At 70.6% G+C, this 26705-nt stretch carries 16 protein-coding genes and 2 pseudogenes; 8 read left to right on the plus strand and 10 right to left on the minus strand.

The window, feature by feature from the left end; genetic code table 11:
• Positions 1-27 precede the first annotated feature (27 nt).
• The 3 genes from TsocGM_RS05830 to TsocGM_RS05840 form a co-directional block, all read right to left on the minus strand.
• Positions 28-1323, minus strand: a complete 1296-nt coding sequence (locus TsocGM_RS05830; protein WP_126724362.1) for a glycosyltransferase family 4 protein — start codon at positions 1321-1323, stop codon at positions 28-30.
• 221 nt (positions 1324-1544) lie between these two features.
• Positions 1545-3218, minus strand: a complete 1674-nt coding sequence (locus tag TsocGM_RS05835) for a formylmethanofuran dehydrogenase subunit A (protein WP_126724363.1) — start codon at positions 3216-3218, stop codon at positions 1545-1547.
• Between the two features lie 473 nt (positions 3219-3691).
• Positions 3692-6055: a serine/threonine-protein kinase gene (locus TsocGM_RS05840; RefSeq protein WP_126724364.1), complete on the minus strand. Its 2364-nt coding sequence runs from the start codon at positions 6053-6055 to the stop codon at positions 3692-3694.
• Between the two features lie 530 nt (positions 6056-6585).
• Here TsocGM_RS05840 and TsocGM_RS27870 point away from each other — a divergent pair.
• Positions 6586-6762: pseudogene (locus TsocGM_RS27870) on the plus strand (prepilin-type N-terminal cleavage/methylation domain-containing protein); the annotation flags it as partial.
• Between the two features lie 65 nt (positions 6763-6827).
• Here TsocGM_RS27870 and TsocGM_RS27875 read toward each other — a convergent pair.
• Both TsocGM_RS27875 and TsocGM_RS05850 read right to left on the minus strand, forming a co-directional pair.
• Positions 6828-6923: pseudogene (locus TsocGM_RS27875) on the minus strand (MerR family transcriptional regulator); the annotation flags it as partial.
• Between the two features lie 30 nt (positions 6924-6953).
• Positions 6954-7088, minus strand: coding sequence for a MerR family DNA-binding transcriptional regulator (locus tag TsocGM_RS05850; protein WP_126724366.1), 135 nt, complete (start codon positions 7086-7088; stop codon positions 6954-6956).
• A gap of 160 nt (positions 7089-7248) precedes the next feature.
• On the opposite strand from TsocGM_RS05850, the gene TsocGM_RS25845 reads away from it, so the two are divergent.
• Positions 7249-7404 carry a hypothetical protein gene (locus tag TsocGM_RS25845; protein ID WP_158633396.1) on the plus strand — a complete coding sequence of 52 codons (156 nt, stop codon included), beginning with the start codon at positions 7249-7251 and terminating at the stop codon, positions 7402-7404.
• Between the two features lie 507 nt (positions 7405-7911).
• Here TsocGM_RS25845 and TsocGM_RS05855 read toward each other — a convergent pair.
• Both TsocGM_RS05855 and TsocGM_RS05860 read right to left on the minus strand, forming a co-directional pair.
• Positions 7912-8553, minus strand: coding sequence for an RloB family protein (locus tag TsocGM_RS05855; protein ID WP_126724367.1), 642 nt, complete (start codon positions 8551-8553; stop codon positions 7912-7914).
• A gap of 6 nt (positions 8554-8559) precedes the next feature.
• Positions 8560-9828, minus strand: coding sequence for an AAA family ATPase (locus TsocGM_RS05860; protein WP_126724368.1), 1269 nt, complete (start codon positions 9826-9828; stop codon positions 8560-8562).
• A 958-nt stretch (positions 9829-10786) separates the two neighbouring features.
• Here TsocGM_RS05860 and TsocGM_RS05865 point away from each other — a divergent pair.
• From TsocGM_RS05865 to TsocGM_RS05885, 5 genes are all read left to right on the plus strand, one after another.
• Positions 10787-13909 carry a PVC-type heme-binding CxxCH protein gene (locus TsocGM_RS05865; RefSeq protein ID WP_158633397.1) on the plus strand — a complete coding sequence of 1041 codons (3123 nt, stop codon included), beginning with the start codon at positions 10787-10789 and terminating at the stop codon, positions 13907-13909.
• A 189-nt stretch (positions 13910-14098) separates the two neighbouring features.
• Complete coding sequence (gene dgoD, locus TsocGM_RS05870; protein WP_199756706.1) at positions 14099-15406, plus strand: galactonate dehydratase; 1308 nt, start codon at positions 14099-14101, stop codon at positions 15404-15406.
• A 13-nt stretch (positions 15407-15419) separates the two neighbouring features.
• Positions 15420-16388: a 2-dehydro-3-deoxygalactonokinase gene (locus tag TsocGM_RS05875; protein WP_126724370.1), complete on the plus strand. Its 969-nt coding sequence runs from the start codon at positions 15420-15422 to the stop codon at positions 16386-16388.
• A 96-nt stretch (positions 16389-16484) separates the two neighbouring features.
• The gene (locus TsocGM_RS05880) at positions 16485-17840 is read left to right on the plus strand and encodes a sigma-70 family RNA polymerase sigma factor (RefSeq protein WP_126724371.1); all 1356 of its coding nucleotides are present in this window, start codon (positions 16485-16487) and stop codon (positions 17838-17840) included.
• Positions 17841-17908: 68 nt separating this feature from the next.
• Complete coding sequence (locus TsocGM_RS05885; RefSeq protein ID WP_126724372.1) at positions 17909-19030, plus strand: cellulase family glycosylhydrolase; 1122 nt, start codon at positions 17909-17911, stop codon at positions 19028-19030.
• Positions 19031-19054: 24 nt separating this feature from the next.
• On the opposite strand, the gene TsocGM_RS05890 is transcribed toward TsocGM_RS05885, so the two are convergent.
• The 3 genes from TsocGM_RS05890 to TsocGM_RS05900 all read right to left on the minus strand — a co-directional run bounded on the left by TsocGM_RS05890 (position 19055) and on the right by TsocGM_RS05900 (position 25191).
• Complete coding sequence (locus TsocGM_RS05890) at positions 19055-20404, minus strand: enolase C-terminal domain-like protein (RefSeq protein ID WP_126724373.1); 1350 nt, start codon at positions 20402-20404, stop codon at positions 19055-19057.
• Positions 20405-20532: 128 nt separating this feature from the next.
• Positions 20533-21993, minus strand: a complete 1461-nt coding sequence (locus TsocGM_RS05895) for a DUF1501 domain-containing protein (protein ID WP_126724374.1) — start codon at positions 21991-21993, stop codon at positions 20533-20535.
• Positions 21994-22053: 60 nt separating this feature from the next.
• Positions 22054-25191 carry a PSD1 and planctomycete cytochrome C domain-containing protein gene (locus TsocGM_RS05900; protein ID WP_126724375.1) on the minus strand — a complete coding sequence of 1046 codons (3138 nt, stop codon included), beginning with the start codon at positions 25189-25191 and terminating at the stop codon, positions 22054-22056.
• Positions 25192-25615: 424 nt separating this feature from the next.
• Here TsocGM_RS05900 and TsocGM_RS05905 point away from each other — a divergent pair, with 424 nt between their 5' ends.
• Positions 25616-26419 (plus strand): protein-L-isoaspartate(D-aspartate) O-methyltransferase, encoded by an 804-nt coding sequence (locus TsocGM_RS05905; protein ID WP_126724376.1) that lies wholly within the window; start codon positions 25616-25618, stop codon positions 26417-26419.
• Positions 26420-26705: the final 286 nt, after the last annotated feature.

The following is a 26705-nucleotide window of genomic DNA, read 5'->3' on the forward strand; positions in this document are numbered from 1 at the left end:
CCCCGATCCGACGACCCTCATCCGGCTTCAGCCATCCGCCGTCGTCGGCTCCCGGAGGCTCCCGGAGGCGAGCTCGCCGAGGCGGGGAAGGTGCGGGCCCCGGGAGGCCCGGCCGGCCCGGATGGTGGCGATGAGGTCGAAGTAGCGGTCGAGGTGGGCGGCCTCGGACCACTCCTGGATCCGTCGGGAGTAGCCGGCGTGCGAAAGCTCGTCGCGCAGCTCGTCGTCGTGAACGAGGCGGCGGATGGACCAGAGCAGCTCGGCGTCGGAGCGATAGGCGAGGCCCCCTCCGCTGAGGGCGGCGTTCTCGAACAGGGCTCCCCCCTCGGCGTCGACGATCACCGGGGTGCGGACGGCGAAGGCCTCCAGCACGACGTAGCCGAACGTCTCCGGAAAGAGCGAGGGGACGACCACCGCCCGGGCGCCGTGGAAGAGGCGGGCCAGCTCCTCCCGGCCGAGCAGCCCCTCGAACCGGACGTTGGGCAGGCCGGCGGCGAGGGCGCGGAGGCGGCCCTCGAAGGGCCCGGTGCCGGCGATCCGCAGGTCCACCTCGGGGAGGTATTTCATCAGGGGGATCAGCCGCTGGAACCCCTTCATGCGGACCAGCCGGCCGGCCGCGGCCACGTAGGGGCGAGCCGACTCGGGCGGGTCCTCGTCCTCAATGCCGCCGGACCAGTCGTCGGGGAGGAAGTAGGGGAGATGGACCAGCGGCGCGCCGATGCCGCGCCGGCGGTGCTCCTCCAGCGCGTGGCGGCTGGGAAAGACGAGGGCGTCGAGCTGCCGGAGCGAGCGGTCGATCAGCCCCGTCGACCGCCACACCTGCGGCGGCCGGCGGCCGACGAGGCAGCATTTCACGCACTCGGGCGTCTCACAGCGGCGGCGGTCGTACTTCCAGAGCAGGTGCATCGGGCAGATGAGCCAGTGCTCGTGCGCCGTCATGAGACGGATCGCATGGGCTCCCAGCTCCAGCACGGCCGGCCCGCCGACGAGCGAGATATTGTGGAAGTGGACGACATCGGTCCTCAGGTCGTCGATCAGCCCCCGCAGCGCCTCGGCCTTGAAGTAGGGCCGGCCGGTGGCCTGGGTGGCGATCGGCGAGAGGATGCCGAACCGGCTCCGAAGCGGGTGGACCGTCACCCCCGGCGGCGGCTCGAACGGCCGGAGCGGGTGCCGGCCTCGGACCGACTCGAAGGCATCCACGCAATGGGCGACGTGGACCTCATGCCCCCTCCGGGCGAGCGCCCCGGAGAGGCGCTCGACGTAGGCGGCGTCGCCGCCGAAGCTGTGGGCGCCGAAGAAGGTGGTGACCATGCAGATCCTCATCGGCGACCTCCCTGCCACCATCCTTCCCGGCCTTCCCCGGGCCCTCCTGGCCCGGGTCGAACCCCCTCTCTACCACGGATCGGCCGAGCGCTCCAGCCCGAGTTGGGGGGGCGCCCTCCGAGGGGGATGGGCTGGACCTTCCGGGTGAGCCGGTTCGAGGACTGGCTGGAGGAATGCGTGGCGGGTGGCAACAGCGCGACAGGCGACCGAGGACGTCGGGATCACACCCGGCGGGGGGAGACGACCTCGGCGGCCGGGAGATCGTCGGCGGGGATGGCGTAGTTGGCGAAGCGGATGGAGTAGTCGCGCTCGAACCACGCTCGGATGGCGGGGAGGCGGCCGGGGTCGAACTCGGGGGAGACGGTGAAGGTGCGGCCGGCGGGCTCGGAGACGACAAGGCCGTCGTCGACGACCAGCTCGCCGGCCTTGAGGACCCATCGGGGACGCTCGAACATGGCGCGGCGGTCGGGATTGGGGGAGTAGATGGCGATGTCGGCGTCGGCGCCGGGGCCGAGGTGCCCCTTGCGGGCGTCGAGCCCGAGCATCCGGGCGGGGGCGGCCCGGGTGAGGATGGCGATCTCGAAGAGGGAGTATTCGCGGTCCAGCTCGTGGATCACGGAGCGGTCTCGGAGCCCCTTCGGCATGGTCGCCAGGGCCTCGGCGCGGAAGGCGCGGTCCATCAGGAGAGAGATCATCTCCGGATAGCGGTAGAAGGCGCCGCCGTTGGGGTGGTCGCTGGTGAGGGCGAGGCGCCAGGGGTCGTCCATCAGGAGGTACCACTCCAGGGCGATCGCCCACTGCACGGCGGCGATCAGGTTCTTCTGGGGCAGGTACTCGATGGGGATGACGCCGCAACTGCTCTCCTGCTCGATGTCGGCGTTGTACCAGGGGGCGCCGAGCTGTCGATGCAACCGGTCGCCGGCGCGGGGGTCGCCGGTGAGGATCATGGCGGGGCCGGGGCTGACGTGGCCGACGTCGAGGGTCAGCTCGGGGTGGCGTCGGACGTAGTCCAGCAGCTTGGGGACGGCGGAGGAGAAGCTGCGGGGGTCGGCGGGGTCGCCGTCGTAGCTGTGGAACTGGATGTGAGCGAAGTGGCCTCGGCGGCCGTCGAGGGCCTGCATCGTGGCCAGGGTCGTCCGCCAGTTGCCGGGGATGCCGAGGTTGTTGCAGTGGATGTGGACCGGGTGGGGAAGGCCCAGGTGGTCGGCGGCGGCGGCCAGGCCGACGACGACCTGCCGGGGAGAGGCGCCGAAGCCGGTCACGTCCTCGTCCAGCTCTCGGACGGCCTTGCGGCTGACCTGCTTGTAGTCCTCCACGTCGCCGGGATTGACGACCTTGAGGGCGAAGCCCTTGGCGGCGTCGAGGGCCCAGGCGGCGTAGGCGTCCAGCGCCTCTTGGTCTCCCCGGGCGGCGCAGTCGAGCACGCGATGGGCGTTGCCCAGAAGAACATAGAAGCCGTTGTCGAGGATCGGTGTGTCCCGCAGCTCGTCGTGAGCGGCTCGGGCGTGCAGAGGGGGGATCGCGGCGTCCATCGCCGTGGTGTAGCCGATGCCGGCGAACAGGTGGCCGGTGGCCGAGGTGGTGGGCACCCGGCCGACAAGGCCGGACCGGGTGGCGGCCGACCGAGGGATGCCCGGCGTCTCCCGGTAGGAGGCCGGGCTCATCAAGCGGCCGGCGTTGACCTTCGGCCCGGCGACGTGGCAATGCATGTCGATGCCGCCGGGCATCACGGCATAGCCCCGGGCGTCGATCGTCTTGCCAGAGAAGGTCGACGGGTCGTCGGGAGGGGGGACGAGCCGGCCGTCGGCGACCCAGAGGTCCATCGTCTGGCCATCGATGTCGTGGATCGGGTCGTAGACGGTGCCGCCGAGGATGCGGAGGGTGGGGGCGGGCATGGCGATCGGTCGTCCTCCGGGCCGGGGCGGGAGTCGGTCAGGGGAGCTCGGGCGGTGGAACCGGGCCGGGCCGGGGGAGGGCACGTCGGGCCCCCGTCATCGGCCCCGATCGGCCCGATCGGCGAGCGGAACGGCGGCCGGAGGTCGTCCTGCCTGGCGGCTTCCGGAATCGAATCGACGAGGATGCCGTGCTCGACGTCCCGGACGGGGTGGAGCCCCTCCTCGATGCCGTTGTACCAGAGGACCCGCCCGCCGATAAGCCCCACGGCCCAGGGGCTCGCCGTCGTCGTTCCCCCGGGGATCGGATCGGATCAGATCGGATCAGATCGGACCAGACTGGATCGGGGAGAGCCGGTCGCCGAGGGAGGCGGCCGCCCCGTCCTGGCCGGGGAGTCCCGAATCGGGGACGGCCCCCCGAGCGATTGAGCGATCGAGCGATCGGCCGGACGGTGGGACGGCGACGGGAGCCCGCGCTACGATCGGCTGCCGGAGAACCAGGAGCCCTTGACCAGCGCCCGGTCGGGGCGGTCGGGGGCCTCCAGGTTCTGGGCGAGCAGCTCGCTGTTGAGGTCGGCGACGTCGGGGTGGACCGACTGCTGGTTGATCGCCGCGTTCCAGAGGACGTAGCGGGGCTGGCCGCGCTGGTCGAGGTGGGCGATGACCATGCTGCGGTTGGCATGATGCCAGACGGCGACGATCGGGCGGGATCCCGAGCCGCCGCCGGCCATCGAGGGGACGAGCAGCTCGATCTGCTTGTTCGGCATCCCCTGGATCGCCACCGTGCCGGCCTTGTTCCCCCGAACCGAGGCCACGACGACCAGGCGGTACGGCCCGACCGGGACGACCCGGTGCCCCTGCGTGCCCGAGCGGTCCCGGAGCGCGGCGATCGCCTCGCGGCGAAGCTCGCGAAGCTCGCCCAGGGTGAAGCACTCGGGGTCGGGGGCGAGCAGCGGGACGAACTCCCGGGAGGATTCGCCCTCGGCCGTGATGGCGCGGAGCGACTCCCGGCTGATGGTCAGGTTGCCGCTGACGGGCTCGGCGGAGGCGGGGGCGTCGTCCTCCAGGGCGGCCTCGAGGTACTCGGGCTCGGCCTGGAAGTGCTCCATCGACTCGTCCAGCTCGTCGACGTCTCGGGTCGGCACCGAGCGGACGATCTGGCGGTCCAGGTGCACGCCCGGTGGCGGCGAAAACAGCACGCGGCCGGCGGCGTCCCAGAAGCCCTCGGCTCGGGAGCGGAGGCGGCGTTGCCAGAGCGCTCGCTCGATCAGCGGGTGGACGACCTCGGGCCAGAGGTCGACGCTGACGGGGTCGTCGGCGGCGCGGAGGGTGGCGTAGCGGAGCACGGAGCGCCGGAACTCGGGGCGGGCGCGCCAGATTTCGGCCAGGCGGTTCCAGCGGGAGACGAGATCGTCGTCGACGGCGACGCGGTCGGGGGCGATCTTCCTCAGGTCGGCGAGCACCTGGGGCATCAGGCCGGGGTTGAGCAGGCCCCGGGCGTCGGTCATGTACTCCTTGGCTCGGGAGGAGGCCTCGTGGAGCTGGTTGCGGACCTTGCGGAACCGCTTGCGTTTGGCGGGTTCGTCTCGGCTGCGCAGGTACTTGATGACGACGATCGGGCTGAGGCGGGGGCGGATGTCGGGGCGGGCGTCGAGCATCCGGGCGGCGCGGTCGATCTCGGCCTCGCCGGGCTCGCCGAGCATCAGCCAGGCCATCGCCAGGATCAGCCGGGCGCGGTCGGCGTTGAGGGGGTCGAGCGGCCGTCGGAGGAAGATCCCCCGGCGCCGGGAGCCGCCGAGCAGGTAGGCGAGGTAGTGGCCGCTGAGGTAGCGTTCCTCGGGGGAGAGGGCGATGGGAACGCGCTCGACCTCGGCGATCATCGCCTCGGCGTCGGCCTTGCTGCCGATGGGGGCCGGAGCGGCGACGCGGGCGGGGGACGCGGCCGGGGCGTCGCGGAGGGCCGGGACGCTGGAACAGGCCGGGGCCGTCACGGCGACCGTCTCGGCCATCACCTCTCCGGCCGATCGGCCGCTGGCCCGCCAGCCGTCGCCCTCGAGCAGGGCGCGGAGTTCCCGGGCGACCTCGGCCCCGGAGGAGGGGCGGGCGTCGGGAGACTTGGCCATCAGCCGGAGGATCAGGCCCTCCAGCTCGGCCGAGAGCTCGGGATTGCGCGAGCGGGGGGGCACCGGAGCGGTCTTGACCTGCTGGGCCATGATCGCCATCGGAGAGCCCTGGAACGGGGTCTCGCCGACGGTGGCCTCGTAGAGCAGGACGCCGAGGGAGTACAGGTCGGACCTCGGGTCGAGCCGTTTTCCCCGGGCCTGCTCGGGGCTCATGTAGAGCGGGGTGCCGCGGGCGACGCCCGTCTCCTGGCCCTGCTCCATCACCACCGAGAGGCCGAAGTCCGAGAGCTTCGGCCGGTCGTCGGGGGTGAGCAGGACGTTGCCGGGCTTGATGTCGCGGTGGATGATCCCCTGGTGGTGGGCGTAGTCGAGCGCCTCGGCCACCCCGGCGAGCACGGCCAGGCGCTCGGGGATCGCCAGCGACTTCCAGCGGCGGTAGTAGCTCGGCCCCTGGACCTCCTCCATGATGAAGTAGAACAGGCCGTCTTCTTCGTCGAAGTCGTAGAGGCGGACGATCAGGTCGTGCTGCAGCCGGGCGAGGATCCGGGCTTCCAGGCGGAGCCGCTCGCCGACCTCCTCGCCGCCGAGCTCCCGGAGCATCTTGATGGCGACGCTGCGCTGCAGCGTCTGATCGATCGCGCGATAGACCGCACCCATCCCGCCGCGCCCCAGCTCGCGCTCGACGAGGAACCGCCGCTTGAGCGTCGTGCCGATCACCTTGGGCACACTCCCGGAGGCGCGAGCCGATCGTCCCGGGGCGGGCCGACCCCGACCGATGTCGCCATCCGACCCCTCATCATAGGGGGTCCCGGGGTGTTGGACAACGCGTCGCCCCCCCCTTGGGGCCGGCCGCTTCCCCTCATCCGGGAGCCCCGCCCGATCTCGGGGCGCGCGCAGCCAGGGCCGGCCCCCCGACCGGGGTCGATCCCCCCCGCTGCGAGCGGATCGGGGTCGCGCGCACGGCGGGCGGCGTCGCCGACGACAGGGGTATCCGGCCGTCGCGATTGCATCAGCGGCTCAACGATACCAATGCATGATGGACGATCCGTCTCTCCTCGGCCTACACTGGAGTGTCCCGCCTGGCCGCCGGCCGGTTCGCACGACCGCCGGGGCCGACACGCGCGGGGCCGATCGTCCGGCCTCCACTTCCTCTAAAGAACCGGGCACGAAGCCGAGTCGAGCCGGGTCGCCCGTCTCGGATCGTGCGGCTCTCCGGCGGCACCGGCCGCTCCGCGGTCGCCCTCCCCATGCCCGATGAGCCTCCAGGACCACCCCGCGCCTGCCGAGGGCGAGCCCGCAGGCGGCCGATCCCGCCCTCCTCTTCACCCTCGTGGAGCGCCTTGAGCATCAGCACCCCCGAGTCCCGACTCGGGTTCACGCTGATCGCGCTGCTCGTGGTGATCGCGATCATCGGCGTGCTGATAGCCAGCCGGCCCAGCCGATCGCTCAGACGGGTCAGCCGACCGATCTCCGCTTCGACCCGCTCCCGATGGGCCCGGACCAACCTCCGGGGCGAGAAGGCCGGAACCGCCAGGCAGGCGCGGATCTCCGCCAGCCGGAAGCCCAGCTCCCGCAGCGAGGTGATCTGCTGGAGCCGCTCGACCTCCCGGCTGGACTAGAGCCGGTGGCCCGATCCGCTGCGCAGACTCGGCACGAGCCGGCCGATCTCGTGGTAGTGGTGCAAGGTCCTCACGGTCAGGCCCGTTCCGCGGGCCAGCTCGCCGACCTTCCAGGGCGGATCGCCGATCATGCCGATGCTCCCGTCGCCGGCGGTCGCCGGGACCGTCGGAAGGGTACGACCTCACGCCGCGTGAGGATCAAGGCCCGGCTCTCTTTTTTCTGGCCGCCTCCCGCCGAGCTGCCTCCCGGAAAGGCCCGGATCGTTGTCCGTCGCGGCCGATCGGGTCAGAATGGGGCCGACGACCCGAGCCTTCCCCCAGGGGACCCCTCGCCATGCGAGCCTTCGCGACGACGATTCCGGCCCTGCTCTCGCTCCTCCTGCCGACGACGGCCACGACGGCCACGACCGCATGCCCCGAGTCGGGTCGAGGCTGGCGGTGATGTAATGCCTCTCACGCGTTGCCGTGCGGTCGGGCCGCCGCGTCTGGCAGTCGACCCGGGCCAGGCCCCGCAGCCCAGCGAAGCTCAACACCTCGCGCACCGCCTCGGCCGTCACCGCATCGCACCAGAGCCGCCGCGTGGTCGCAGGCCGAGAATGGCCAGGGTCAGCAGGAAGGCGAAGGGGTGGCGAACGCCGCGGCGATACCGCGGGTCGGCTCGGTGTTAGTAGGCAACCCGCAGCGAGTCACCCGGTGTCGTGATTATCGGGGGCAGCCCTCGGACGGAAACAGGTCGGGATCGAGATCCTGCGAGACCGCCGCGGGCATCTCGCGGAACTCCTCGATCTTACCCGGTGAAACCGAGGTTCTTGGGCGTCTCTGAGTGTCGGGCGTTCGCGGGCATGGTGTTCGCCCCCTCCGGGCGCTGGCGTCAGGATGTCCAGTGGGACCGCAGGGGCAAAATCAAACGATTTAATGTCGATCATTAAAAGATCGGGAGCGCCATCTGCATTTTCAGACCGACAAGCCCCCCGGGGGGTTCGCGATCATTTCCGTCAACACATACACGTTCGTCGTTGGATTCCTGCCCGGCTCACCATCGGCCTCCGCAAGCTCATCGAGTTTCCTCGCTCGGGCAACGGCGCTTGCATATCCGTCGCGGTAGACATCGAAGTCTACACTTTTGTCATAGTTCGCGACGAGCCTCTTCATCATCGCCTGGGCCTTACGTCGATGGATGGACCCCGGTGCGTCCCTGAGGTGGAGCATCAGCCAAAGTTCGAAGCATGGGTTCGACAACGCGACATCGATCCCATTGCGTTCGGCCGTCTGGAGGGCCTCCTTCAGGTGGGGGTGATCGTCGACGTCGAACACGCACCAGACGAGGTCGTATTTCAGGTAGGGATCGTTCTCCCTCCTCGCGTCCTCTGACGCCTTGGCCTTTCTCCGTTTCGCCTCTTGAACGACGGTCAGGGGTACGCCCGATCCGGGGATGACGTCAACCTGCACGATCGCGGCGCGATGCACGCTGGCGAATTGCTTGAAGTACTGGGGCTCGGTCTTCGCTCCCTCACAGACAATGAGGATCTTTCGTTTCGGGGAACGAGTCGGAGGGCGCCGGCCGGGCCTTCGGCGGCGATCGGGGCCGAAGCTCATTGCGGCTCACTCCGCGCCGAGGCGAAAATTGCCCAGGTATGGGATGGCCCCGAAACGCCCCTGGACATAGCCACGTTCGACGTTTTCGTCCTTCCGCGGCTTGAAGTCGGAAAGTGGATAGAGAACCGTTGAGCCGTGCTCATCCTTCTCCGTGAGCCAGACCTGATCTCGCCTCAGGACCGGCTCGCCGGAAAGCGTCCCGAGCAGATTGGTATCGTGCGTCGAAAAGATGAGCTGGGCGCCGTGGGAGTTGATGTCTGGGTCATTGAATTGCCGCACGATATGCATGGCGAGGTTGGGGTGCATGCTGGCCTCCAACTCGTCGACGACCAGGAGCCTCCCCCGCTCAATCGCCCTCAAGATCGGCAGCGCGAGCCGGAACAGGGTCTGCGTCCCGCGAGACTCTTCCTCGAGCGGTAGCCATGCCTCGTCCTCTTCGCTCCGATGCTTCAACTCGAAACGCCAAGGGAGCCTCGTACCCTGGTCTTGCCTGACGACCCGGACGTCGACGATGCCGACGTCGGCGTTTCTGAGGAGGGACTTGAATCGCTGCGCAAGGGGGCCGGGCGTCCCCTCGTCGGAGAAGAGGGTCGGCTGAGTCGCCTCTTCCAGCATGGTGGCGATGGTGTACTGCGACGAACCTGGTCCTACGAACATCGATCCGGTAGGCCTGCGGGGACGCAAGCCGAACGTCTCGATCGAGCTAAACCACGAATAGATCGGGGAAAGCTGCGTGTGTTTGAGCTGGGCGGCCGCCGAAAGGTACAACGCGTTGGGTCGCGTGACCTCCTCGATGACCTTATTCTCCCCCTTCAGGTTGTCTCCGAACGAGAAGGAGTCTCCCTCCCGCCTGAACCAGATCTGCTTCTTGCCATTCGGCCAGGCGAAGAGCCATTCACCCAGGAAGACCCGGTCATTGAAGCGGAAGCCGTAGCGGAAGCGGGTGCCGTTCAGGACGATCTCGATCTCGAAGGACGTCGGCTCTTCCCGCTTCTTCCCCCACGCGAATGGGTCCTGGGGGATGCCCTCGTCGGGTGACCAGTGCCGGAGCGAGAGGAGCACGGCATCCCGCATCGACGCCAAGGCGAAGAGCACGTTACTCTTGCCGCTCGCGTTCGCGCCGTAGAGGGCAGCGACCGGCAGGAGTTTCCTCTGATACCCGGCGACCTCCCTCGCCCTTGGATCTTCCTTGGAACCCGATCGGCCTACCTCCATGGTGAGGATTTGCTCATCGCGGATCGAGCGATAGTTCTCGACTCGGAATTCGATGAGCATGGCGAGGACCTCCGCCGATTCTTAAGCCGCCCGGAGCCAAAAGCGCGGAAAAACCGCGCAAACGGCCCGCAAATCCGCTTTTCCTCCCGATTTTACCGGCCGATAGGGGGCTTTGCCACATGGCGGCCCCTGCAACGAGGTCGATTCGGCCCCGGACGGGCCGAACGGCATGAGACGGGTGTCGATGGGAATGGCAAGCCTGGGCCGGCGGCCTCCAGGACGACCGCAACGTTCAGAAGTCTGGGCCTCTCATGAGGCTGATCGCCCGGCCGACATCCCGAGCACAGGGCGTCAGCCACCCCTCGCATCGACCCGGCGACCGCGGCAGACGCGCTGCTCCGCAGCACGGTCAGGGCCGCCGGCCGCAGGGTCGTGCAGCCGGCCGCCAGCCCGGAACCTCGACCGGTGTGCCGGTCCTCGTCCCACGATCGGTCCTTTCACAGAGTGAAGCCCGTTCTCGACCTCCCAATGCCTCCGCTCCAGCTTCAGCAGCCGCGCCGGCATGACCCGCGTCGGGTCGGGGCTGGCGGCGAAGGGACACGTCTCGCGCATCACCATGCCGTCAGGCGGCCGCGTCTGGCAGTCGACCCGGGCCAGGTTCCGCAGCCCAGCGAAGCTCAATGCCTCGCGCACCGCCTCGGCGGTCACCGCATCGCACCAGAGCCGCCGCGTGGTCGCAGGCCGAGAATGGCCAGGGTCAGCAGGAAGGCGAAGGGGTGGCGAACGCCGCGGGTCGGTCCGGTGTTGGAAGGCAACTCGCAGCGAGTCCGCCGGTGTCGTGATTATCGGGGGCAGCCCTCGGACGGGAACAGGACGCCCTTCCGAAGACTCAAGAGAGAATCAGCCAAGGAGGACCTTGCAATCGCCCTGCCGGAGAGGCCCGGATCGTTGTCCGTCGCGGCCGATCGGGTCAGAATGGGGCCGACGACCCGAGCCTTCCCCCAGGGGACCCCTCGCCATGCGAGCCTTCGCGACGACGATTCCGGCCCTGCTCTCGCTCCTCCTGCCGACGACGGCCACGACGGCGGACCAGATCGTCGCGCTGGGCGATCATACCTTCTCGCTGCCCGACGGCTTCTCGGTCGAGGTCGCCGCCGGGCCGCCGCTGGTCGAGCGGCCGATCACCGCGGCCTTTGACGAGCGGGGCCGGCTCTACGTCGCCGAGTCGTCGGGCTCGAACGATCCGGTCAACGTGCAACTCGAGGAGAAGCCGCACCGCATCCTCCGCCTGGAAGACACCGACGGCGACGGGACGTTCGACCGCCGCACGGTGTTCGCCGACCGGATGATGTTCCCCGAGGGGACGATGTGGCTCGACGGCTCCCTGTACGTCTCGGCCCCCCCTCAGATCTGGAGGCTGACCGACACCGACGACGACGGCGAGGCCGACGATCGAGCGGTCTGGCTCGACGCCGGGACCCTCACCGGCTGCGCCAACGACCTGCACGGCCCCTACGCCGGCCCGGACGGCTGGATCTACTGGTGCAAGGGGGCCTTCGCCGAGCAGACCTACGAGCGCCCCGACGGCAAGCCGTTCGTGACCCGGGCCTCGCACATCTTCCGGTGGCGTCCCGACCGCTCGGGGCCGATCGAGCCGGTGATGACCGGAGGCATGGACAACCCCGTCGACGTCGTGTTCACCCCCGGCGGCGAGCGCATCTTCACCACCACCTTTTTTCAGTACCCCGCCGGCGGCTTCCGGGACGGGTTGATCCACGCCCTGTACGGCGGCGTCTACGGCAAGGTCCACGACGTCATCGAGGGCCATCCCCGCACCCGGCCCGGCGTGCTTCCCGTGCTCACCCACCTGGGCCCCGCCGCCCCCGCCGGGCTGGAGCGGCTGAAGGGCACCGGACTGGGAGACGACTTCAAGGACAACATCCTCGCCTGCCAGTTCAACCTCCGCGCCGTCAGCCGACATGTCCTGACGCCCGAGGGGGGCTCCTTCACCACGATCGACAGCGACCTGATCTCCTCCGACAACACCGACTTCCACCCCACCGACGTTCTCGAGGACGCCGATGGGTCCATCCTCGTCGTCGACACCGGCGGCTGGTACAAGCTCTGCTGCCCGACCTCGCAGCTCTGGAAGCCCGACGTGCTGGGGGCGATCTACCGGATCCGTCGCGTCGGCTCCCCGAAGGTCGAGGACCCGCGCGGCCTGTCCCTGGCCTGGGAGGACGCCTCCGCCGACCAGCTCGCCGAGCGGCTGGGCGACCCCCGCCCCGCCGTCCGGGATCGGGCCGTCGCCTCCCTCGGGCGGCTGGGGGCCGAGGCGGTCCCGGCCCTCGAATCCGTCGTCCGCTCCTCGGCCGACGCCGAGGCCCGCCGCAACGCCGTCTGGGCGAGCAGCCGGATCGACGACCCGGACGCCCGGGCGATCTCCCGGATCGCCTTGCAGGACGAGGACGAGACGGTGGTTCAGGCCGCCCTGCACGTCGTCAGCGTCCGCCGAGACCACGGGGCGATCGACCGCGTGCTCAACCTGCTGCACACCGGCTCCCCCCACAACCGCCGAGCCGCCGCCGAGGCCGCCGGCCGCCTGGGCGATCCGACGGCCGTTCCCGTTCTGCTCCAGGCCTCGGCCGACGTGCCCGAACCGCCGCACTGGACCATCCTGCACTCGATCACCTATGCGTTGATCGAACTGGCCGAGCCCGACGCCACCCGATTCGGCCTCTCGGCGCCGCACGACACCGTCCGCCGCGTCGCGCTGATCGCCCTCGACCAGATGCCCGGCGGCCTCCTCTCCAGCGACGACGTCGCCCCGCTGCTCTCCGCCGAGGATCCCGATCTCCGGGAGGCCGCCGCCTGGATCGCCGGCCGGCACCCGGAATGGGGAGGCGACCTGGCCGAGCACTTCAACCGCCAGCTCCTTCGGGCTGGCGAGATGCCCGAGGATCACCGGGCCGCGCTGGCCGACCAGCTGGCCCGCCTCGGCTCGTCGGCCGAGATCCAGACGGTGGTGACGGCCGCGCTGACCGACGAGGGCCGGTCCGAGGCCTCCCGGCTCGTCGCCCTTGGGGCGATCGCCCGAGCCAATCTCGACCCGTCGCCGAGCGGCTGGGTCGAAGCGGTCGCCAGCGTGCTTGACGCCCATCCCGAGGCGATCGCGCCGGCCATCGCGGCCTGCCGGTCGCTTCGGGTCGCTCCCGATCGCGCCGGGGCGTTGCGTGCCCCTCTGCTCCGGATCGCCCGGGACGAGCAGGCCGGGGTCGCCACCCGGCTCGACGCCCTGGCCGCCCTCCCTGGAGGTCTTGGCAAGCCGGACGAGGATCTGTTCACCTTCCTGCTTGACCTACTCGACCCCGACGCCCCCGCCGCCGAGCAGACCCGGGCCGCCGACCTGATCGCCTCGGCCGCCCTGACCGATGCCCAGCGGCTCGAGCTGGCCGACGCCATCGCCTCGGCCGGGCCGCTATCGGTCCCCCGGTTGCTCGTCGCCTTCGAGAAGCAGGAGAGCGAGGCGCTGGGGCTCCGCCTCGTCGCCGCTCTGGAGGCCTCGCCGAGCCGGTCCGTGCTCCGGCCCGGCGACCTCCGCACGCTGCTGGACCGCTTCGGCCCGGCCGTCGCCGAGCGGGCCGCGACGCTGCTGGCCGCCATCGACGCCGACGCCGAGCGGAAGCGAGCGAAGATCGAGGGGCTGCTCCCCCTCGTCGACCGGGCTGACATCCGCCGCGGCCAGGCCGTCTTCAACAGCGAGAAGGCCGCCTGCCGTACCTGCCACGCGATGGGCTACGTCGGCGGCCGGATCGGGCCGGATCTCACCCGGATCGGCCGGATCCGCACCGAGCGCGACCTGCTGGAGGCGATCGCCTACCCCAGCGCCAGCTTCGTCCGCAGCTTCGAGCCCGTGGTGGTCGCCACGCTCGACGGCCGCGTCCTCTCCGGCCTGATCGTCGACGAGGGGCCCGACCACGTCACCCTCCAGCTCAACGCCGAGGAGGCCGTCCGAGTCCCCCGAGCCGACATCGAGGAGCTCCAGCCCGGGACCACCTCGATCATGCCCGCCGGCCTCGACCAGCAGCTCACTGCCCAGGAGCTGGCCGACCTCGTCAAGTTCCTCAAGGCCAGCCAGTGATCGGGCCGCCCGCTCGCCCCCGACCGGGCGATCCCGGCCGCCCGGCCGCGGCAGAGGGTTCCTCGGGGGGGCGTCCGGTGGTTCAATGGGGCCAGCCGGGCCGCCCGGGGCGATCGAGCGAGGAATCGCCCCGGCCGCCGGCCCCCTCCCGACCGACTGTCCCACCGACCCCGAACCCCGGTGATCGCCATGTCGACGCCCGGCCCGCGCTCGCGGCACCGCCGCTCGTTCCTGCTCTCGATGCTTGGCACCGCCGGAGGCGCGGCCGGTTTGGGGGCGTTCGCCGCTCAGGATCCCTACAATCGGCCCCGCGACGAGGCCGATGAGAACGACTCCCGGGGCGTCGTCCGAGGCCGCCAGCTGGCCGAGTCCTTCGCGGGCTCGGGAGAGCGGATCCGGATCACCCGGCTGGAGACGATCCTCGTCAAGCCCCGCTGGCTGTTCCTGAAGGTCCACACCGATGCCGGGATCGTCGGCCTGGGTGAGCCGATCGTCGAGGGCCGGGCCGAAACCTGCATCGCCGCCGTCAAGGAGCTGGAAGGCTACCTCATCGGCAAGGACCCCCGCCCCGTCGCCCACCACTGGCAGGCGATGTACCGCCACGCCTTCTACCGAGGCGGCCCGGTGCTCACCAGCGCCATCAGCGGCATCGACCAGGCCCTCTGGGACATCAAGGGAAAGGCCCTTGGCGTCCCGGTCTACGAGCTGCTCGGCGGCCCGACGCGGTCCCGCATCCGGGTCTACGCCCACGCCGGCTCTCCCGAGGCGATCCAGAGGAGCAAGGCGCAGGGCTTCACCGCCTTCAAGACCGGGCCGAGGAAGGACCGCCCGGCCCGGATCGTCGAGAACCCGGCCTTCGTCCGCAAGGTGGCGGATGGCTTCGCCACCCTCCGCGAGGCGGCGGGGGACGACGCCGACATCGGCATCGACTTCCATGGCGCCATCTCCCCGCAAACGGCCAAGCTGCTCATCAAGGCGCTCGAGCCCTATCAGCCGATGTTCATTGAGGAACCTGTCGCCTGCCAGAACGTCGACGTGATGGCCGAGATCGCCCGGGGCACCCACCTTCCCATCGCCACCGGCGAGCGCATCTTCACCAAGTGGGGCTTCCGGGAGATCCTGGAGAAGGGGGCCGCCAGCATCCTCCAGCCGGATCTGTGCCACGCCGGAGGCATCACCGAGACGAGGCTGATCGCCGGCATGGCCGAGTCGTACTACGCGGCCATCGCCCCCCACAACCCGCTCGGGCCGATTTCGCTGGCCGCCGGCCTGCAACTGGCGGCGTCGATCCCCAACTTCCTCTGCCAGGAGCAGGTCAGCCTGGGAGACGGCTACCTGAAGGAGCCGTTCCGGGTCGTCGACGGCTACATCGACCTGCCGAGGGGCCCCGGCCTCGGCATCGAGCTGGACGAGGACGCCATGGCGGACAAGATCGGCCACGAGTGGACCAACCCCGAATCCTACGACGTCTTCGACGGCTCCGTCGTCGACTGGTGAGCAAGGCCCTGTGATGTCCGGATCCACCGAGCGTTTCGTCAGCGGAGACTGGGGCACCTCCCGGCTCCGCCTCCGCCTGGTCGACGCCGATTCGCTGGACTCGATCGCCGAGGTCGAGTCCGACGACGGCATCGGCCCCACCTTCCGCCGCTGGCAGGAGGCCGGCGAGCCGGCCGAGCGCGAGGGCTTCTACCTCCGCGCGATCGCCCCGGCCGTCGACCGCCTGCGGGCCGCCTCGGGGGCCGACCTGTCCGGCCTGACGCTCGTGCTCTCCGGCATGGCCTCCTCCTCGATCGGCCTCCGAGAGCTCCCCTACGCGACGGCTCCGTTGCCGATGTCGGCCCGGTCGCTGCCCGTCTCCCGGATCGAGTCGGCCGCGCTGCCCTGCCCCGTGCGGCTCGTCTCCGGCGTCCGCACCGACTCCGACGTGATGCGGGGAGAGGAGACGATCCTGCTCGGCCTCGTCGCCGGGGGCCTGGCCGACGGCCTGGTGATCCTGCCCGGCACGCACTCGAAGCACGCGGTCATCCGCGGCGGGATCCTGGAAACCTTCCACACCTACCTGACCGGCGAGCTGTTCGCGATCATCCGAGAGCACAGCGTCCTGCGGCCGTCGCTCTCCCCGACCCCAACGCCGGGAGACGCCTTCGTTCGGGGAGTCCGGGACGCCTCCGGGGCGAACCTCCTCGGCGAGCTGTTCGCCCTCCGCGCCCGGTCGGTCCTGCAGGGCGTCTCCCCGGAGGAGAACGCCGATCGCCTGAGCGGCCTGCTCATCGGCACCGAGCTGGGGGGGCTCTCGGTCCCGGGGGCGGCCGAGCTGCCGATCGTCGTCGCGGCCCCCGAGCCGATCGGCTCGTTCTACCGATCGGCGCTGGAGACGCTGGGCCTGGGACCTCGCTGCCGAACACTCCCGCCCGAGGAGGCCTCCCGGGCCGTCGTCCGGGCCCACCGGGCGATCCTCGAGGCCGGGCCGGGGGGCTGATTCCCCCGCCTTCGGGAACAAACTCGAAGAAACGCGGATTGGCCGGCCGCTCCCGAGGCATTACGGGAGGACAGCGCGACAGGGGGGCCTTGACCCGTGCCGACGATCCGAGGGGGCATCGCCTCCCGGGAACTCCGCCTGCTCTTCGCGGCGGGGACGCTCGGGGGGGAGACCGACGGCGAGCTGCTGGCTCGATTCGAGTCCAACCGGGACGGCCTCGGCGAGTTGGCCTTTGGCGCCCTCGTCGACCGCCACGGGCCGATGGTGCTGCGCGTCTGCCGAGGTCTGCTGCCGGATCCGAACGACGCGGAGGACGCCTTCCAGGCGACCTTCCTCGTGCTCTCCCGCAAGGCCGGCGCGCTCCGGGAGCGTGACTCGATCGCCCCCTGGCTGCTTGGCGTCGCCCGTCGGGTCGCCTCCCGGGCCCGGGTCGACGCCGCCCGTCGCCGTCGCCACGAGCAAGGAGCGGCCGCCCTCCGCCCTTGCTGGGCGAATGACCGAGAGCCGGAGGGGTTCGATCCGGCCGTGATCGAGGAGGTGGACCGCCTCCCCGAGCGGTTCCGGGAGCCGATCGTGCTCTGCCACCTCGAGGGGCTGACCCACGAGCAGGCGGCGCAGCGGCTCGGCTGGCCCGTGGGCACGGTGCGCAGCCGCCTCTCCCGGGGCCGAGACCGCCTCCGCTGCCGGCTGGCCGGCCGGGGGCTCTCCCCCCTGCCCGCTCTCGGGGCCTCGGCGCTGCCGAGGGCCTCGGCGGGGAGGGCCGTCCGGCTCGCGCTGGCCGAATCGACCACGCAGTCCGCGGCCCGGGCCGCGGCCGGAGGGCTGGCGGCGGCCGGGGCGTCCCCGGCGGCCCTGGCCCTCGCGGGAACCGCTCTGAGGAGCATGATCATGCACGCGACCCTCAAGATCGCCGCCGCCGGCCTGGCCCTCGGCCTGACGGCGACCGCCGCCCTTGGCGTCACCGCTCCCCGGCTCGACGCCGGGTCCCCGACGCCCTCGAACGCCTCTGCCTCCGCGTCGGCCTCGCCCTCTCCCGCTCCCCGGCCGTCGCCGAAGCCCCAGACCGAGGCGGAGCGGATCGCCGAGGCCTTCCTCACCGCCGGCTCCGAGATGTTCGACGCGAAGGACGCCGCCGGCCTGGCCGCCTCCTATACCGAGGACGGCGAGATCCACCTCATCAGCGACGCAAACCCCGGCGTGAAGGAGGACGTCAAGCGCGGCCGGGCCGCCGTCGCGTCGTTCTACCGCGACCTGTTCGACGGCCAGGGCCCGATCGACTCCAAGAACACCGTCGAGTTCGCCCGCCTGATCTCCCCCGAGGTGCTCGTCGTCCACGGCCGATTCCGCCCGAACACGGGTCAGAAGGAACTGCCGTTCGTCCAGATGCGGGTCAAGCAGGGGGACCGCTGGCTGCTGAAGACCCTCTGGCTGTTCCTGAACCCGGACGCCTGACGCGCCGTCGCGGGGCCCCTCCGATGGGTCGGGCCCCGCGCCGTCGAGCAATCGAGGGAGTTTCGATCATGGGCGCGGTCATCGCTCGGCTCCTCCTCCTGGCCAGTCCCGTCCTCCCCCCGTCGGGAGCGTTCCAGGAGGCCCCCCCGGCTCCCCTCCCCTGGATCGCGGTGAGCCCCGACGGCTCCCACTTCGTCGCCGACGGGACCGGCGAGCTCGTGCCGATCTGGGGGTTCAACTACGACCACGACGACACCGGCCGCCTGCTGGAAGACTACTGGGCCGACGAGTGGCCGACGGTCGTCGAGGACTTCCAGGAGATGAAGGCCCTGGGGGCGAACGTCGTCCGGATCCACCTCCAGACGGCCAGGTTCCTGGACGCCCCCGACCGGCCGAACGCGGACAACCTCCGCCGGCTCGCCGACCTCGTCCGGCTGGCCGAACAGACCGGCCTGTATCTCGACCTCACCGGCCTGGGCTGCTACCACAAACAGGACGTGCCCGACTGGTACGACGCCCTGCCCGAAGCCGACCGCTGGGACGTGCAGGCCCGCTTCTGGAGGGCCGTCGCCAAGGTGGGCAAGGACAGCCCCGCCGTCTTCTGCTACGACCTGATGAACGAGCCCGTCCTCGATGGCGGCCAGGGGGACGGCTGGCTCGTCGGCGAGCCGCTGGGAGGCAAGTACTTCGTCCAGCGCATCACCCGAGACAAGGCCGGCCGATCGGGGGAGGAGGTAGCCGCCTCCTGGGTCCGCCGGCTGACCGACGCCATCCGGGAGGTCGACGACCGCCACCTGATCACCGTCGGCGTCATCCCCTGGGCCCACACCTTCCCGGGCGCGAAGCCCCTCTTCCACGGTCCCGAGGCGGGCGGCCCGCTCGACTTCGTCAGCGTCCACTTCTACCCGAAGAAGGACGACATCGACGGCTCGCTGGCCGCGCTGCGGGTCTACGAGGTCGGCAAGCCGCTGGTCGTCGAGGAGATCTTCCCGCTCCACGCCGGCCTGGAGCAGACCCTCGACTTCATGGACGGCGGCCAGGACATCGTCGACGGCTGGATCAGCTTCTACTGGGGCAAGACGATCGAGGAATGCAACGAGGCCGGCGACCTGAAGGGGGCGATCGTCGCCTCCTGGCTGGAGGCGTTCCGCTCCCGATCCCCCTTCGCACAAGCCCCTGCCGATCGGTGATGATCGGCCCGCATCGCCCTCCGATCAGGGCCGGATGACGGTGCCGTCGTCCAGCCGGAGGTTCCCCCAGTGCATGTCGAAGGGCGGGTCGTCCTCGACGGGGAAGCGGGCGGCCAGCTCCTCGTCGAGGTCGACGCCGATGCCGGGGCGGTCGATCGGCTGGTAGCAGCCGTCGACCAGCTCGGGGGCGCCGGGGAAGACGTCCCGCTCGGCCTGGGAGAACCGCCTCCCCTCCTGGATGCCGAAGTTCGGCACGGCGAGGTCCAGGTGGATGTTCGCCGCGTGGCCGACCGGAGACAGGTCGCCGGGACCGTGCCAGGCGGTCTTCACGCCGAAGAACTCGCAGAGCGAGGCGATCTTCCTCGCCGGCGTCAGGCCGCCGACCATCGAGATGTGGATCCGGATGAAGTCGATCAGCCGGCCGGAGATCAGCGGCAGGTACTCGCGAGGGTTCGTGAACAGTTCTCCCATCGCCAGGGGGACGGCGGTCTGGGAGCGCAGGTGGGCGAAGTAATCGCCGTCCTCGGGGCTAAACGGGTCTTCGATGAAGAACGGCCGATACGGCTCGACCTCCTTGACCAGCCGGATCGCCTGCACCGGAGGGATGCGCTCGTGGACGTCGTGCAGCAGCTCGATCTCGTCGCCGATCCGGTCCCTCAGGTGCTCGAACAGCCGGGGGACCTGGCGGGCGTAGGCAACGGGGTCGAAGGGATAGGTGCGGCGGTTCTCGGGCGCCGACTCGTCGACCGAGTTCCGGCGGACGCCGTAGGTCGTGCCGCCCCCCCGGCCGCCGTACTGGACGCGGACGTGCCGCTGCCCCTGCTCCATCAGGGCCCGGACCCCCTCCTCGACCTCCTCGGCCGACTCGCCGCCGGTCGATCGATACGTCGGCACCTTTTCTCGGCATTTGCCGCCGAACAGGCGGTAGACCGGCAGCCCGGCCACCTTGCCGAGGATGTCCCACAGCGCCATGTCCACGCCGCTGATCGCGTTGTTCAGCACCGGCCCGTGCCGCCAGTATGAACTGAGCAGCGACGACTGCCACGTGTCGTCGATCTCCAGCGGGCTCTTGCCCACGAGGAACGGCTTGAGGAACTGGTCGACCGCCGCCGCCACCAGCCGGGCCCGCTGCGTGAACGTGGCGCAGCCCAGGCCATACAGCCCGTCCTGGTTCGTCTCCACCTTCACCACCACCAGCCGGATCCGAGACGGTGCGGTGAGAATGGCCCGAACGTCCCGGATCGTCAGGCCGGCCAGCTCCTCCGCCCCCGGAGCCGACGCCCTCCCGCCCTCGTCGTCCGCCCTGGCCGGGCGGCTCGAGGCCAGGAGGCCCGCGCCGGCGACCAGGGACCCGAGCACGTCTCTTCGATTCATGGGGGATGCTCCGGGGAGAGGGAGTCGGGGGTCGGAAGTCCGCCGGCGCCGGCCTCCGGGGAAAAGGGCGCCGGGAGGGGAAAGAGCCAGCGGAGGCGGGAGAAGGGCGATCGATCGGCCATCCGGCCTCAGGCGATCAGGTCGGTCACCACCCTCCCGAAGACGTCGGTCAGGCGGAAGTCGCGCCCCTGGAAGCGGAAGGTGAGCTTCGTGTGGTCGAAGCCGAGCAGGTGGAGGATCGTCGCGTGCAGGTCGTGCACGTGCACGGGGTTCTCGGCGACGCCGAAGCCGAGGTCGTCGGTGGCGCCGTAGGTGAGGCCCGGCTTGATGCCCCCTCCGGCGAGCCACATGGTGAAGGCGTTCGGGTGGTGGTCTCGGCCGTCGTTGCCGCCCTGGACCATCGGCGTGCGGCCGAACTCTCCTCCCCAGATGACCAGCGTCTCGTCAAGCAGGCCGCGCTGCTTCAGGTCGGTGATCAGGGCGGCGCAGGCCCGGTCGGTGTTCTGGCAGTTCTTCTTCAGGTCGTTGACGAGGTTGCCGTGCTGGTCCCACGCCTCGTGGAAGAGCTGCACGAAGCGGACGCCGCGCTCGACTAGCCGGCGGGCGAGCAGCGCGTTGTTGGCGAACGACGGCTTGCCCGGCTCGGCGCCGTAGAGGTCCAGGACGTGCCGCGGCTCGGAGGCCAGGTCCATCAGCTCCGGGGCGCTGGACTGCATCCGATAGGCCATCTCGAACGAGTTGATGCGCGTGGCGATCTCCGGGTCGCCCGTTTCGTCGAGCCGCATGCGGTTGAGCGCCGAGATCGCGTCGAGCGAGTCGCGCTGCAGGACGTCGTCCACCCCTTCGGGATTCGAGAGGTAGAGCACCGGCTCTCCCCCGGTGCGGAATTGCACCCCCTGGTACACGGTGGGCAGGAACCCGCTGCCCCAGTTCGCGTTGCCGCCGCTGGGCCCCTTCGAGCCGGAGCTGAAGACCACGTAGCCGGGCAGATCCCGAGACTCGGTCCCCAGTCCGTAGCAGGTCCACGCCCCCAGGCTCGGGCGGCCGAACTGCTGCGAGCCGGTGCTCATCAGGATCTGGCCCGGCGCGTGGTTGAACGCATCGGTGACCATCGACCGGACGATGCACAGTTCGTCGGCGACGCTCGCCGTGTGGGGCAGCAGCTCCGACAGCTCGGCGCCGCTCTGGCCGTGCCTTGCGAACCGGAACTTCGGCCCGAGCAGTCTTGAGTTCGGATTGATGAAGGCCGCGCGGTAGCCCTCCAGCAGTTGCGGGGGCGGCAGCGTGCCGTCCAGTTCGGCGAGCTTCGGCTTGTTGTCGAACAGCTCCAGGTGGCTGGGAGCTCCGGCCATGAACAGGAAGATAACGTTCTTCGCCTTCGGCTCGAAGTGGGGCCGCTTCGGGGCGAGGGGGTCCGCCGCCGGGGCCGGGGCCGGGGCCGGATCCGGAGCCGGGGCGGCATAACCTCCCTCGGCCAGCAACTGGCCCAGCGCCACGGCGCCGAGGCCAACGCCGCACTCCTGGAGAAACCAGCGCCGGCTCACCTGAGCGGGATCGGCGTGTCGGAAGCGATGGTCCTGGCAGTTCACGGGGCGTGCCTCCGGGGTTCGGGCTCGATCGACCTTGTCCGGTCGTCGGCGCGAATACCGTTATTCCTTCGTGATCGTCTCGTCCAGGTTCAGCAGCACCCGGGCGACCGCCGTCCAACCGGCCAGCTCCACCGGAGAGCAGCCCTCGGGCGGGGGGACCTCCGCGATCAGCCCGGCCGGGTCGAGCTCTCCCGAGGCGAACCGCCCGCGCTGCCGGTCGAGCAGCCCGAGCAGCACCTCGGCCTCCTTCCCGGTCGGCTCCCGGGAGACGCACAGGCGGAAGGCCCGCCGCAGGCGGTCGGCGTCCGAATCGCCCGCCTCGGCCAGCACCCGGCGCGCCAGCGCCCGGGCCGACTCCATGAACAGGGGTTCATTCAGGGTGATCAGCGCCTGCAATGGCGTGTTCGACCGGGACCGGCGCACGCAAGACTGCTCCCCGGGAGGAGCGTCGAAGGCGTCCAGCGCCGGGTACGGCACCGACCGGAACCGGAAGGTGTAGAGGGCGCGCCGGTAGCGGTCGGGCCCGGTATCGGTCTTCCAGACCTTTGGGCCGTAGCTGGCCGGCGGCTGGAACAGGAACTCCGGCGCCGGCGGATAGACGCTCGGCCCGCCCACCTCGGGATCAAGCAGGCCGCTGGCGGCCAGGGCGATGTCCCGGACGATCTCCGCGTCGACCCGGTGCCTCGGCCCCCTCGCCAGCAGTCGGTTCTCCGGATCCCGCGCATAGAGTTCGGGAGCGGCCGACGACGCTTGCCGGTACGTTGCGCTCGAGACGATCAGCCGGTGCAGCCGCTTCAGGCTCCAGCCCCGGTCCATGAACTCCACGGCGAGCCAGTCGAGCAGCTCCGGGTGGCTCGGGGCCTCGGCCTGGGAGCCCAGGTCCTCCGGCGTGCTCACCAGCCCGACGCCGAAGTACGACTGCCAGACCCGGTTGACGATCGACCGTGCCGTGGTCGGCGATCGGCGGTCGACCAGCCATCGGGCGAACGTCAGGCGGTCGGGAGTTCCCTCCGACTCGGGCAGCGGGTGCAGCACCTCGGGCACGCCAGGCGACACGGGCTCGGCCGGCTTGAGGAAGTCCCCCCGCTCCAGGAGGCGGGTCACCCGGGGGGTTTCCCGGGCGGCGAGCACCAACTGCGTCGTCCCCTCCGGGTGCTTGGCCCAGAGGGCCTCGATCCGATCATTCGCCTCGGCCCACTCGGGTACGGTCGTCCTCCAGTACGAGAAGACGGCGTCGAGCTGCTCCGGAGATCGTTCCTCAAGGGGGATCGCCAGGATCTCGCGGACGACGGCCGGCAGCGGGTCGGCCTCGGCGTCGGCCGCCTCGGTGACGGAGAACCGGAACCGGCCGAGGTTGTTGTTCTGATTGTCGTCGCTGTTCCAGCCGCCGTGGTTCTGCACGAGCTTGAAGGTCACCTCGGCCCCAGAGGGGAACGACACCGGCTCCTCCAGGACGAAGACCGCCTTACGCGGCACATTGCTGCGGCCAGGGCCGATGTCGGTCGTCCAGGCGGTCAGGTCGTCGCCGTCGATCGCATAGCCGATCGGCCCCGTCACGCGATCCCTGCCGCTCCGGTCGTCGTAGATGGCCCCCAGCGGGGCCTTGGGGGGGTTCACGTCGGCCGAGGCGCGGGCGATCTTCAGCTCGGCCCCCTTGCTGGGGTCGTCCAGCGGCGCCGCGACCACCTTGAACTCGGTCAGGCCGAACAGCCCCTCGATCGACCGCCCGGGCCCTCCCTTCGGCAGGCTCGGGTCGTTGAGCACCTCGAGCCGGACGGCGGCGATCGTCGTCGGCCCCTCGAGCCGGGCGGTGAACGCGGTCGTGTGCTTCGTCGGGGCGTAACCGGCGGCCAGGATCGACCCGTCGTCCAGCAGGTCATGCTTCTGCCCACCGCTGGAGTCCAGCTCGGGCCGGACGACCGTCCAGGCCGGCTGGTCGTCACGCACCGATTCCTCCCAGGCGGCCATCTGATCGGCCCAGTCGGGGGTCCGGTCCTTCAGGTCATCCTCGATCGCCCTGATCTCGCGGAAGATCTCCTCCCGGCGCTCCTGCTCCTCGGGCAGGTAAACCGCCACGTTCGCCTCGTGCGCGTTATTCAGGAAGGCGAACATGCGATAATATTCGGTCTGCGAGATCGGATCATACTTGTGGGTATGACACTGGGCGCACTGAATCGTCAGCCCGAGCACCGCCTTACCGATGGCGTCCATGCGGTCGAACATCGCCTCCATGCGGAACTGCTCGGGATCGACGCCACCCTCCTCGTTGATCATCGAGTTCCGCAGGAACCCGGTGGCGACGATCTGGTCCTGCCCCGCGTCGGGCAGCAGGTCGCCGGCGATCTGCTCGATGATGAACCGATCGTAGGGTAGATCCGCGTTCAGCGCGTGGATGACCCAGTCGCGATACGCCCAGACGAACCGAGCCTTGTCCTTCTCGTAGCCGTCGCTGTCGGCGTACCGGGCGGCGTCGAGCCAGATCCGGCCCCAGCGCTCGCCGTAGTGCGGCGAGCTGAGCAGGCGGTCGACCAGGTGCTCATACGCCTCGGGAGACTCGTCGGCGAGGAAGGCGTCCACCTCCTCCGGCGTCGGCGGCAGGCCGATCAGGTCGAGCGACAGCCGGCGGATCAGCGTCGTGCGGTCCGCCTCGGGAGCGGGAGTCATTCCCTCCCGATCGAGTCGGGCGAGGACGAAGTCGTCGATCGGGTTCCGGCACCAGTTCGGCGCCGAGACCTCCGGCAACTCCGGCCGCTCGGGGGGGACGAAGCCCCAGTGCCGCTCGACCGGCGCCCCCTGCTCGATCCAGGCGGTGAGCGTGGCGATCTGTTCCGGCGACAGCTCCTTACCCGAATCGGGAGGAGGCATGCGGTCGAGGTCGTCCTCCGAAGTGATCCGCCAGTACAGCTCGCTCTCCTCGGGCGATCCCGGCACCACGGCGACCCCTCCCGACGGCGACGGCTCGAAGAGCCCCGCCGGCAGGTCCAACCGAAGGCCGGCCTTGCGGTTGGCCTCGTCGGGCCCGTGACAGGTAAAACAGGCGTCGGAGAGGATCGGCCGGACGTCCCGGCCGAAGTCGATCGCCCCCTCATCATCGGCCTCGACCGGCGCGGTCGCAGCCGCGGTCGCGATCGCGACTACGGTCGCGACCACCCACGGGCCGAGGAGCCCCGGACGCTGAGATCGGGACCGGCTCGTCATCAGTGTCTCCTCGCGGACGGCAGGGATTCGCTTCGGTCGGGAGCGGGGGGCCGACCTCGTCCCGGGCGGGGGGAAGCTGGCAGGTGAGTCGGGTCGGTCGGGTTGGCCTGGCACGCCGGATCCGCCCAGGGAAGCGCGGCGGATCCCCTCGGTCCCAGGGTAATGGACCGCCCGGCGGCGCTCAACCCTCGGCAAGCGCCCCCCCCGGCCCCAGCTCGGCGACCTCGCATCGCGTTTGCTCTGGCGCATCGATTCGACGAGGATCCGGAGAGCCAGCCGGCCCGGAACGGCCCGGGGCCGCCCCCGGTCTCCCCGCCCGGCCGGCGAATCGCATCGAATCCCCCCGGCGCCGGGCAAAGGCCCGAGGTCGGGAGAAGGGGCGGCCGGCCCCCGGAGGGGCGACCTCGAAGACGGAGACGATCCCATGTCCAGATCAAGCATCGGACCCCCGAGGCCAAGCCTGGCTGGCCTCCTCGGATGGTTCATCGTCCTGGGACCGATCTTCGCTTGCGTCCCGACCGGAGAACCCGGGGGGAGTCTCCCCGCTGCCGGGCTCCCCGACGGGGACGAGGACGACTTCGCTCGGCAGCGTCGGGCGATGGTCGATCTCCAGCTCCTCGCCCGAGACATCGACGACCCCCGCGTCCTCGAGGCGATGGCCCGAGTCCCTCGCCACGAGTTCGTGCCGGAGGAATACCGGCGGCTCTCCTACGCCGACCGGCCGCTGCCGATCGGCTCGGGCCAGACGATCTCGCAGCCGTACATCGTGGCGCTGATGACTCAGCTCGCCCGACCGGAGGCGGGGGACCGCGCCCTCGACATCGGCACGGGATCGGGCTACCAGGCCGCCGTCCTCTCCGAGCTGGTGGCGGAGGTCGACGGCATCGAGATCGTCGAGGAACTGGCCGACTCGGCCCGAGAGCGGCTCGATCGCCTCGGTTTCGACAACGTGACGGTCCGACTCGGCGACGGCTACCGAGGCTGGCCCGAGCACGCCCCCTTCGACCTGATCATCCTGGCCGCCTCTCCCCCCGAGATCCCGCCCCCGTTGCTGGAGCAGCTCGCCCCGGGGGGACGCCTCGTGGCCCCGGTGGGGGACGCCTCCGGCCAGCAGCTCGTCGTGGCCGAGAAGGCCGATGATGGCACGATCAGCCAGTGGACAGTCCTCCCCGTCTCCTTCGTTCCGATGACCGGCGAGGCCCGGGGCGAGCTCTCCCCCGGCCCCTGACCGGCCCTCGACGGGCCAGTTGCCCACCGAACACCCTCGGGCAGGCTCCTGCCCAGCTCCAACCGATTCGGCCGGGCCGGGCCGGGCCGGGCCGATCCCCCCCGGCCCTCCGCCAATCCGCTCTCCGCTCGCCCTCCTCCGCCGCCGGCCGGGCCCCCCGTCCGAAAGGACCGCCCCCCGACCAGGAATCCGGCATCAGTTTAATAGTAGTATTTAACATTGATTTTTCTTGGCATTCCGGATCCATTACGTCAGAATGCTTGTGGGATCATCCCCATCAACCCAA

This window comes from Tautonia sociabilis (assembly GCF_003977685.1).
In the GTDB taxonomy this organism is placed as follows: Bacteria; Planctomycetota; Planctomycetia; order Isosphaerales; family Isosphaeraceae; genus Tautonia; species Tautonia sociabilis.